This is a genomic window from Streptomyces sp. NPDC047981 (assembly GCF_040653315.1).
Classification (GTDB): Bacteria; Actinomycetota; Actinomycetes; order Streptomycetales; family Streptomycetaceae; genus Streptomyces.
Genome location: NZ_JBEZNQ010000145.1, coordinates 1 through 9,469, shown reverse-complemented (window position 1 = coordinate 9,469; position 9,469 = coordinate 1). Strand labels below are relative to the sequence as shown.

10 protein-coding genes are annotated in these 9,469 nt (G+C 73.9%); 3 read left to right on the top strand and 7 right to left on the bottom strand.

From position 1 onward, the window contains the following. Positions 1–268: 268 nt before the first annotated feature. Positions 269–1,465, bottom strand: a complete 1,197-nt coding sequence (locus tag AB0E14_RS38445; protein WP_362429801.1) for a CapA family protein — start codon at positions 1,463–1,465, stop codon at positions 269–271. A 261-nt stretch (positions 1,466–1,726) separates the two neighbouring features. Between AB0E14_RS38445 and AB0E14_RS38440 the strand changes: the two genes are divergently transcribed. The 3 genes from AB0E14_RS38440 (at position 1,727) to AB0E14_RS38430 (ending at position 3,410) form a co-directional block, all read left to right on the top strand. After that, the gene (locus AB0E14_RS38440; RefSeq protein WP_362429797.1) at positions 1,727–2,302 is read left to right on the top strand and encodes a sigma-70 family RNA polymerase sigma factor; all 576 of its coding nucleotides are present in this window, start codon (positions 1,727–1,729) and stop codon (positions 2,300–2,302) included. 4 nt (positions 2,303–2,306) lie between these two features. Next, positions 2,307–2,723: a PaaI family thioesterase gene (locus tag AB0E14_RS38435; protein ID WP_362429794.1), complete on the top strand. Its 417-nt coding sequence runs from the start codon at positions 2,307–2,309 to the stop codon at positions 2,721–2,723. Positions 2,724–2,909: 186 nt separating this feature from the next. Continuing rightward, a complete protein-coding gene (locus tag AB0E14_RS38430) occupies positions 2,910–3,410 on the top strand; it encodes a hypothetical protein (protein WP_362429792.1) in 501 nt (166 codons plus the stop codon). Here the strand turns inward: AB0E14_RS38430 and AB0E14_RS38425 are convergent. The 6 genes from AB0E14_RS38425 to AB0E14_RS38400 form a co-directional block, all read right to left on the bottom strand. After that, a complete protein-coding gene (locus AB0E14_RS38425) occupies positions 3,404–4,627 on the bottom strand; it encodes a histidine kinase (RefSeq protein WP_362429789.1) in 1,224 nt (407 codons plus the stop codon). The genes AB0E14_RS38430 and AB0E14_RS38425 overlap by 7 nt on opposite strands. Then, positions 4,624–6,390, bottom strand: coding sequence for a cation acetate symporter (locus AB0E14_RS38420; protein WP_362429786.1), 1,767 nt, complete (start codon positions 6,388–6,390; stop codon positions 4,624–4,626). The genes AB0E14_RS38425 and AB0E14_RS38420 overlap by 4 nt, the downstream gene beginning before the upstream one ends. A 15-nt stretch (positions 6,391–6,405) precedes the next feature. After that, the gene (locus AB0E14_RS38415) at positions 6,406–6,810 is read right to left on the bottom strand and encodes a hypothetical protein (RefSeq protein ID WP_362429783.1); all 405 of its coding nucleotides are present in this window, start codon (positions 6,808–6,810) and stop codon (positions 6,406–6,408) included. Between the two features lie 122 nt (positions 6,811–6,932). Next, complete coding sequence (locus tag AB0E14_RS38410; protein ID WP_362429780.1) at positions 6,933–7,685, bottom strand: LytTR family DNA-binding domain-containing protein; 753 nt, start codon at positions 7,683–7,685, stop codon at positions 6,933–6,935. Between the two features lie 43 nt (positions 7,686–7,728). Continuing rightward, positions 7,729–8,601, bottom strand: coding sequence for a DNA-formamidopyrimidine glycosylase family protein (locus AB0E14_RS38405; protein WP_362429777.1), 873 nt, complete (start codon positions 8,599–8,601; stop codon positions 7,729–7,731). 37 nt (positions 8,602–8,638) lie between these two features. Continuing rightward, positions 8,639–9,469 (bottom strand): WS/DGAT domain-containing protein (locus AB0E14_RS38400; protein ID WP_362429774.1); only part of this gene is annotated, 831 nt, incomplete at its 5' end.

The window sequence follows — 9,469 nt, the reverse complement described above, 5'->3', positions numbered from 1 at the left end:
AAGGCCGGTGCGGGGCGTCCAGTTGTCCGAGGGACGCGGGGCGTCAGGACATCAGGTTGTAGATCTGGTAGCCGTAGCCGATCTTGACCCGGGGGGTCAGGGCGCCGACCGTGGCGGTGGCCCCCAGGGCGGCGGCGATCCGCAGGACCGTCCGGCGCCCCATAGGCATCTGATCCTTTTTCATGACTAATAGCTCGCATGGCCGAAGGCCCACGGCGCTCATCCACACCGGCCGGCCGTCCGAATGCACCCGATGAGCCGATCGCCGCTACTCCCCCATCACCAGGCCGTCGTTCGCCGCGCCCCGGCCGAGGACGACGTCGCGGATGGTGTCGCGTACGGCGGTGAGGGGTTCGCCCTTCTTGATGGCCGCGTTGAGGTCGACGACCCGGCCGCGGCCGGTGTCGAACCACTGCGGCAGGAACTCCGCCTTGGCCACCTCCCAGCGCGCGCCGGGGGTCGTGGGCGGGGTGAAGGTGAAGCGGCCGAGGCTGGACTGGTTGCCCCGGGGGTCGCGGGCGCCGGCGTGGTTGATCATGTCGCCGGCGATCTGGTCGCCCATGCCGTAGATCACCCAGGTGCCGTTGACCTTCTCGTACGCCTGCGGGACGTGCGCGTGGGTGCCGAGGATCAGGTCGATGTCGGGTCTGCCACCGGTCTGCGAGGCCGTGAGGGAGCGGGCGAGGGTGAGCTGGCGGTCGTCGGGAGCCGTCTGCCACTCCGTACCCCAGTGGATGCTGACCACGACGACGTCCGCGCCCGCCCGCCGGGCGGCCCGCGCGTCGGCGACGATCTTCCCCTCGTCGATCAGGTTGACGGACCAGGGCTTTCCTTCGGGCATCGGGTAGCCGTTGGTGTCGTAGGTGTACGCGAGCTGGGCGACGGTCGCGTCACCCGCGTCGAGCAGGGTGGGACGGGCGGCCTCGTCGGCCGTGCGGGCCGAGCCGGCGTGCCGGACGCCCGCCTTGTCCAGAGCGTCGAGCGTCCGGACGAGCCCGGCCGCGCCGTCGTCCAGGGTGTGGTTGGAGGCGGTGGAGCAGGAGTCGTACCCGGTCTCCTTGAGGGCGGGGGCGATCTCGGGCGGGGACTTGAAGGCCGGATAGCCGGTGTAGGGCCCGCCCTCGGCGCCGTACACGGTCTCCATGTGGCAGATCGCCAGATCGGCGCCGGCGACGACGCTCTTCACCCCGGAGAACATCGGTCCGAAGTCGTGGCCCTGGCCGTTCGCGTCGGCGGCGGCCTTCTGGATGACCGAGTCGTGCGGCAGCACGTCACCGGTGGCGACGAGCGTGAACCCGGTCCGCGCGGAGGCTCCCCCGGGGGCGGCCGAGGGCGGCGCCGGGCTCGCCGGGTCCTCGCGTGCGGGTGGGGTCCCGGGGGCGTCGGCGCCGCCCGCGCACCCGGTCGCCGCCGTGAGCAGAACGGCCGCGACGGCCATCGCCCGCTGTCTCCTTCGCTGGGTCATCTACCGACTCCGCCTCATTCTTAGGACAAGCATCTTTCCCGATGAATTGACAGGGGATGAATGCCTTAGTCAAGAGGCAAAGCCGCGTCACCCACCAAACCCCGCCGAAACGGATGAAGGGCGTCCGCCCGACCGCTCATCGCACCATTCGCCGCTCGGTGCGACCGCTCGTCGCACGCTCACGTTCGTTCCCTGTCCCCTGTCGCCCGTATGCGTTCGTATACGGACCGGGACGACGAGCCGGCAGGAGAGGTGTGGAGCATGACGACGGCGACCGCGAGCAGAACGGCGACCACCGACGAGCGGACCCTCGCGGAGCTTCAGCGGGACCACGGGCCTGCGCTCCTCGGCTTCCTGCTCGGCCTGACCTACGGCGACCGACAGCGCGCCGAGGACCTGGCCCAGGAGACACTCGTGCGGGCCTGGCTCCACCCGGAGGCCTTCGACGGGTCGTACGCGTCGATGCGCCCGTGGCTCTTCACCGTGGCCCGGCGCCTCGCCATCGACGCCCGCCGCTCACGGCTGGCCCGGCCGGCCGAGACGGGCGACGGCGTGCTCGCCTGCACCCCCGACCCGGCCGACGCCACCGAGTCGGCCGTCGCCGCGCTCGACGTGCGCGCCGCCGTCCGCGGCCTGAGCCCGGAACACCGCGCGGTCCTGGTCCGGCTCTACTTCCACGGCCTGACCGTCAACGAGGCCGCGGCCGACCTCGGCATACCCGCCGGCACCGTCAAGTCCCGCTCGCACTACGCGCTCCGCCAGCTCGGCCACCAGCTGCCCGGCTACCGGCCGCGCCGTCGCGCCGTTGCCCGTCCACACACCGCGGCCGCACAATGAGCGCGTGACGACGCTGACTACCGCCGCCGCGGACAAGGTACTCGCCGACAACTTCGCACCCTGGGTGCTCGATCTGGGCCTCTCGGTGGTCTCTGTCGACGGCCAGGAGGCGGTGCTCCGCCTCCCCTGGTCGGACCGGCTGGCCCGTGAGGGCGGCGGACTCTCCGGCCAGGCGCTGATGGCCGCCGCCGACACGGCGACGGTGATCGCGGTCGCGGCCGCCCGCGGCGGCTTCGTCCCGATGACGACGGTGCAGCAGTCCATCAGTTTCCAGCGACCCGTGCTCGGCACGGACGTGCTGGTACGGGCGCGGCTGACGAAGGCGGGCAAGCGGATGGCCTTCGCCGACATCACGATGACGGCCGAGGGCACGGACGAGACGGCCGCGCACGCGACGGCGGTCTACGCGCTCCTCGGCTGAGCCGCCCCGGGCACGCCTCCCACCCGTCGCACCGGTGCGCCTCGACCCCACGCGCACCGATCCGGCGGGGGAACGTATCCGAAACCACACCGGCGAGTTGAGTAAAGAGCGACCCGCGCGCGTCTTCCTCGGTGGAGGCTCGTGGTCGGGATCGCCGACCGACATGTCCGGGAGAAGGTGGGAGCGTTGCTGCCCGAGAGTACGAACGGCACCAGCGGGGGCGGGCTCGCCGTCCCGATGGCCTGGCTGTGTGCCGAGTTCATAGCGGACGATCTGCTGCGCGCGGGCTGTCTGGTCGAGCCCGGCACCCTGGAGTACCGGGCCGGCCGGCAGACGCTCGCGCTCACCATCCACCTCTGCGAGGGCACGGACGCCCACGGCGGGGCCAGGACCGCGGGCCGGCTCGACGAGTGGCTCTCCCGGACCTCGTACGACCACCCCTGGCCGCAGTGGGTACGGGCCCGGCTCGACGAGCGGACCCGCGCGGGCGAGGACGGACCGGACCTCGCCATGGCCAAGGAGACCTGGCGGATCCTGGAGGCGACCAGCGTCCGGGCGGCCGACCTCGGCGGCCTGCCGCCCGCCGGCTTCGGCTTCGGCTTCCCGGTCGACGAGTGCGACCAAGTCTGGGTTCCCGCGTGGCAGTTGGGACTCCCCCTCGGTCATCTGGCCCTGCACCTCTACTGATCGGAGGGCCGGCCGACCGTCGGGTGGACCCCCGGGCGGTACTTGGGGATCCGCACCGTCACCTTCATCCCCGCGCCGAGCCCGGTCTCGATGACCAGGCCGTGCTCCGGCCCGTAGACCTGGCGGAGCCGTTCGTCGACGTTGGACAGGCCGATGCCGGAGCCGGTGGGGCGCTCCCCGAGCAGGATCGCGCGCAGCACGGCCGGGTCCATGCCCACTCCGTCGTCCTCGATCACGACGACGGCCTCCGCGCCCGCGTCGCGGGCGGCGATGGTGACCCGGCAGTCGTGCACGCTGTCCTCCAGGCCGTGCTTGACGGCGTTCTCCACCAGCGGCTGGAGGCAGAGGAACGGCAGGGCCACCGGCAGCACCTCGGGCGCGATCTGCAGGGTCACCTTGAGGCGCTCGCCGAAGCGGGCCCCGGCGAGCGCCAAGTACTGCTCGATGGCTCGCAGTTCGTCGGCGAGCTGGGCGAACTCGCCGTGCCTGCGGAAGGAGTAGCGGGTGAAGTCGGCGAACTCCAGGAGCAGCTCCCTGGCCCGCTCGGGGTCGGTGCGGACGAACGAGGCGATGGCGGCCAGGGAGTTGAAGACGAAGTGCGGGGAGATCTGGGCGCGCAGGGCCCTGATCTCCGCCTCCACGATCCGGGTCCGCGAGCTGTCCAGCTCGGCCAGTTCCAGCTGGACGGAGACCCAGCGGGCGACCTCGGTCGCCGCCCGGACGAGGACGGCCGACTCCCGCGAGCCGTAGGCCACCAGTGCGCCGAGCACCCCGTCCTCACCGGTCAACGGGGCGATCACCACCCAGCGCAACGGGCAGGCGTCATCGGCGCAGTCGGTGTGCGCGGAGAGGCTGCGGCCGGAGTCGAGGAGGGGACCGACCCGCTCCATGACCTGGTGCCGGTGGTGGCTCTCGCCCGGTCCGTCCCAGGCGAGGACGGCGGACCGGTCGGTCAGGCAGAGCGCCTCCGTGCCGAGGAGCGGGCGCAGCCGGCGCACCGCCTTGCGCGCCGTGTCCTCGGTGAGTCCCGCGCGCAGCGGCGGGGCGGCCAGCGAGGCGGTGTGCAGGGTGTGGAAGGTGGCGCGCTCGACGGGCGTGCCGAGGTCGAGGTCGGCCGCCTTGTCCCCGCGGCGCGTGGCGAGTCGTCCGAGAACGAAGCCGAGCAGGAGGAGCACGGCCGCGGCCACGCCCGTCGCGGCGAGTTCGATCCCGGTCACTCCTCACCACCTCCCCGCGCCTGGACGCGGCCGGTCTCGGCCCGCACCGGCCCGGGGCGGCCGGTGAACTCCTCCGGGAGATGGAGGCGGGCCAGGAGCGCCGGGGTGCCCGGCGGGATGTGCCGGGGGGTCGCGAGGGACACCAGGATCATGGTGAGGAAGCCCAGCGGCACCGACCAGATCGCCGGCCAGGCCATCAAGGTGTGCGGCCAGCCCTCGCCCGGCAGTCCCGCGCGGGTCGCCATCACGGCGGTCAGCGCGGAGCCGCCGCCGAGCAGCAGCCCGGCCGTCGCCCCCGGCGGGGTGAGCCTGCGCCACCAGATGCCGAGGACGAGCAGCGGGCAGAAGGAGGAGGCGGAGACCGCGAACGCCAGGCCGACGGCGTCGGCGACCGGGACCTTGGAGGCGAAGACCCCGGCGGTCAGCGGCACGGCCGTGGCCAGCAGGGTCGCGAGCCGGAAGTGCCGTACGCCCCGGGAGGGCAGCACGTCCTGGGTGAGGACGCCGGCGACGGCCATCGTCAGGCCGGAGGCGGTGGAGAGGAAGGCCGCGAAGGCCCCGCCGGCCAGGAGCGCGCCCAGCAGGTCGCCGAGCACCCCGCCGAGCATCCGCTCGGGCAGCACGAGCACGGCGGCGTCGGCCGCCCCGGTGAGCGCGAGCTCCGGCGCGTAGATCCGGCCGAGCGCTCCGTACACCGGGGGCAGCAGGTAGAAGGCGCCGACGAGCCCGAGGACCACCAGCGTCGTGCGGCGCGCGGCCCGGCCGTGCGGGCTGGTGTAGAAGCGGACGGCCACATGCGGCAGACCCATCGTGCCGAGGAAGGTGGCGAGGATCAGCCCGTACGTGGCGTAGAGCTGGTGCCCGTCGCGCCCGCCGGCCAGCGGCTGGGACCAGCCGAGGGGATCGGCGCCGTCGGAGACCCGCGTGGGGACAGGCGCGCCCTCGGGGAAGGCGAGCGCGGTGCCGCCCTCCACGCGGTGCGGTCCCTCGTCCAGGGTCACGGTCCGTGCCTCGTACGGCAGGGAGTCGACGCGGCCGGTGACGGTGAGCGTGAGCGGGGCGTCGAGCTCGATCCGTACGGTGTCGGCGACCTTGACGACCGTGTGCTCGCGGAAGACGGCGGGCGCGTCGAAGCGGACGCGCGGCGCGTCGTCGCCGAACCAGGCGGCGGCCAGGAAGAGCGCGGGCACGAGCAGGGCGGTGAGTTTCAGCCAGTACTGGAAGGCCTGGACGAAGGTGATGCTGCGCATGCCGCCGGCCGCGACGATCCCGGTGACGACGAGGGCGACGAGGAGGCCGCCGACCCAGTCGGGCGCGCCGGTGAGGATCTCCAGGGTCAGTCCCGCGCCCTGGAGTTGCGGGAGCAGGTAGAGCCAGCCGATACCGACGACGAAGAGGCTGGCGAGCCTGCGGACCTGCGGGGATTCGAGCCGGGCCTCGGCGAAGTCGGAGAGGGTGTACGCCCCCGAGCGGCGTAGCGGGGCGGCGACGAGGACCAGCAGGACGAGATAGCCGGCGGTGTAGCCGACCGGGTACCAGAGCATGTCGGGGCCCTGGACGAGGACGAGGCCCGCGATGCCGAGGAAGGACGCGGCGGAGAGGTACTCGCCGCTGATGGCGGCGGCGTTGAGGCCCGGCCGCACGGTGCGGGAGGCCACGTAGAAGTCGGAGGTCGTCCGGGATATCCGCAGGCCGAGCGCGCCGATGAGCACGGTCGCGAGGACGACGGCGGTGACGGCTGTCACCGCGTAGGTGTGGTTCACGTCCGGCCCCCGCGCTCAGCGGCCCTCGACGAGGCGGGTGAAGTCCCGTTCGTTGCGTTCGGCGCGGCGGACGTACCAGTGGGCGACGGCCCAGATGACCGGGTACACACCGACGCCGAGCGCGATCCACACGACGGCCTCGGGGGCGGGCAGCGCGAGGAGCAGCGGCAGCGGGCCGACGCACAGGGCGAGCGCGCCGAGCGCGGTGAGCGCGGCCCGCAACTGGCTCCGCATCAGGGAGCGGACGTAGGTGTGGCCGAGGGTGGTCTGCTCGCTGATCTCGGAGCGGGCGGGCGGATGGCCGGGAAACCGCCGCGCGGGCGGGCCGCCGCCCGCGCGGAGCGCCGAGGCGCGCGTGACGGTCTCGCGCCGGGGCCGGCGCGGCGTGGGGTCATCGGACGTCGGTGTCCGCTCCGGCATCGGGCGACCTCGCAGGGGCTGGGGAGGGTCCGCCGGGCCGGACCTGGCGGACACGGCCTGGGGAGGAAACGGAGTCTACGCAGCGGTGTTCACGCACGGTAGAGGCTCCGGCGACCTCTCGGTCAGCCGCCCGCGCGGCGCATGAGGAGGTCCCGCAGCGGGCGGGCGTGGCGGCGGCTGACGGCCAGCTCGGTGGTGCCCAGGCGCACGGACGTGGCGCCGCCGTCGAGCCGGAGTTCGTCGATACGGGCGAGGGCCACGAGGTGGCTGCGGTGGATGCGGACGAAGCCGCGGTCGGCCCAGCGCTCCTCCAGGGTGGAGAGCGGGATGCGGACGAGGTGGCTGCCCTCTTCCGTGTGCAGGCGCGCGTAGTCGCCCTGGGCCTCGACATAGACGATGTCGTCGACGGCCACGAAGCGGGTGATCCCGGCGAGTTCGACCGGTATGTGCTCGGAGGCGGCGGGCGGGGCGGGTGCGGCGGAGGCGTGCGCCAGTTCGCTGACCCGGCGGACGGCCTCGGCGAGCCGTTCGCGGCGCACCGGCTTCAGGACGTAGTCCACGGCCTTGAGGTCGAAGGCGTGTACCGCGAAGCCCTCGTGCGCCGTGACGAAGACGATCAGCGGCGGCCGGGCGAAGCCCGCGAGCAGCCGGGCGAGGTCGAGCCCGGTGAGCCCGGCCATGTGGATGTCGAGGAAGACGACGTCGACGGCCTCGTCCCCGTCGGGGCCGGCCTCCAGGGCGCGGCCGATCCTGCGCAGGGCCTCGGTGGCGTCGGTGGCGCCCTCGGCGCTGCGGATCCGGGGATCGGCGCGCAGCAGGTAGAGCAGTTCCCCGAGGGCCGGGGCCTCGTCGTCGACGGCCAGTACGCGCAGCATGCGGCGGAGTCTAAAGGAGTGCTCCGAGACACCCCCTGGAGGTCTACTTCAGGAACTTGGACGTGCGACGGTCGGCGAGCGGCTTGCCGCCGGTCTGGCAGGTGGGGCAGTACTGGAGGGAGGAGTCGTGGAACGACACCTCCCTGATGGTGTCGCCACAGACCGGGCAGGGTTCGCCGGTCCGGCCGTGGACGCGCAGGCCGCTCTTCTTCTCCGCCTTGAGCTTGCCCGCGGCGAGCCCGTGGGAGCGCTCGACCGCCGCGCGCAGGGTGGTGCGCATCGCCTCGTACAGCAGCGCCGTCTCGTCCTCGGTCAGGTTCTGGGTCGGCTTGAAGGGGGACGTCTTCGCCGCGTGGAGGATCTCGTCGCTGTAGGCGTTGCCGATGCCGGCGATCAGGCTCTGGTCGCGCAGGGCGCCCTTGATCTGCCGCCGCTCCCCGGCGAGGAGAGCGGTGAAGGCGGCCAGGTCGAAGTCGTCGGCGAGCGGGTCGGGGCCGAGCCGGGCGACCCCTGGCACCTCCTGCGGGTCGCGGACCAGGTGCACGGCGAGGCGCTTGGTGGTGCCGGCCTCGGTCAGGTCGAAGCCGTCGCCTTCGGTGAGCGCCGTCCGCAGGGCCAGTGGCCCCTTGCCGGGGCGCGGCGGCCCGGAGGGCAGCGGGTCCCGCCACTGGAGCCAGCCCGCGCGGGCCAGATGGACCAGGAGGTGGAGGCGGCCCGCCGGACCTTCGGTGACCAGGTCGAGGAACTTGCCGTGCCGGGCGATACCGGTGACGGTGGCGCCCTCGACGGCGCTCAGGGGCGGGTCGTACGTCTTGAGCACGCTGATCGCGACGGGCAGCGCCCGTGCGATCTCCTTGCCCACCAGGTGGGTGTCGAGGAAGGCGCGGAGCGCTTCCACCTCGGGCAGTTCGGGCATGGCACCACCCTGCCTCAGCCCTCGTCCGGGCGCGCGCTCAGCCGGCCGCCCCGTCGAGGAGGTCGAGTTCGTCGACGAGGGCGGCGGCCAGCGCGTCGAGGTCGGGGACGGCCTTGCCGTCGGCGACCAGGCCGATGTGGACCCGGCCGCCGTACGGGGACATGGCGACGGCCAGCGACTGGCCCCGGGCGAGCGGGGCCATCGGGTAGAGGGTGCGCAGCGGGGCCCCGCCGAGAGAGAGGGCCGAGCGGGGCAGCGGCACGTTGGTGACGAGGACGTCGAAGAGCAGCCGGGCGGCGCCGCCGGCCAGCGGGGCGCCGAAGCGGTGGGCGAGCGGGGGCAGTTGGTCGGCGAGGACGGCGACGGCTCCGGCGCCGCGCAGCGGCCCGTCGGCCTTGTTGCGGTCCATGTCCCGGCGTACGGCGGCGAGCCGGGCGGCCGGGTCGGGCTCGGTGACGGGGAGCGCCAGGAGGTAGGCGGAGAAGCTGTTGCCGGTGCCCGCGGCGGCGCCGGGCCGGCGCCGGGAGACGGGGACGAGGGCACGCGGGTCGGCGCCGGGCACCTCCGCGCCGCGCCCGTCGAGCCACCGGCGCAGGGCCCCGGCGACGACGGCGAGCAGCACGTCGTTGGCGGTGCCGCCCGCGCCGCGCCGGACCCGGTGGACGCGGTCCAGGTCGAGCACGGCCGTGGCGACCCGGCGAGTGCCGCTGGAGTCCGCGGCGAGGGCGGCCGTGGCGGGCGCGTCGAGCCGGCCGGCCCGGGCGACGGAGGCACCGACCACGCGTACGACCACGGCGGCGCTGCCGCCCGAACCTTGACGCTGCACGCCCCCCAAGACGCGCCCGTCCCGGAATCGGTTCCGCCGCGA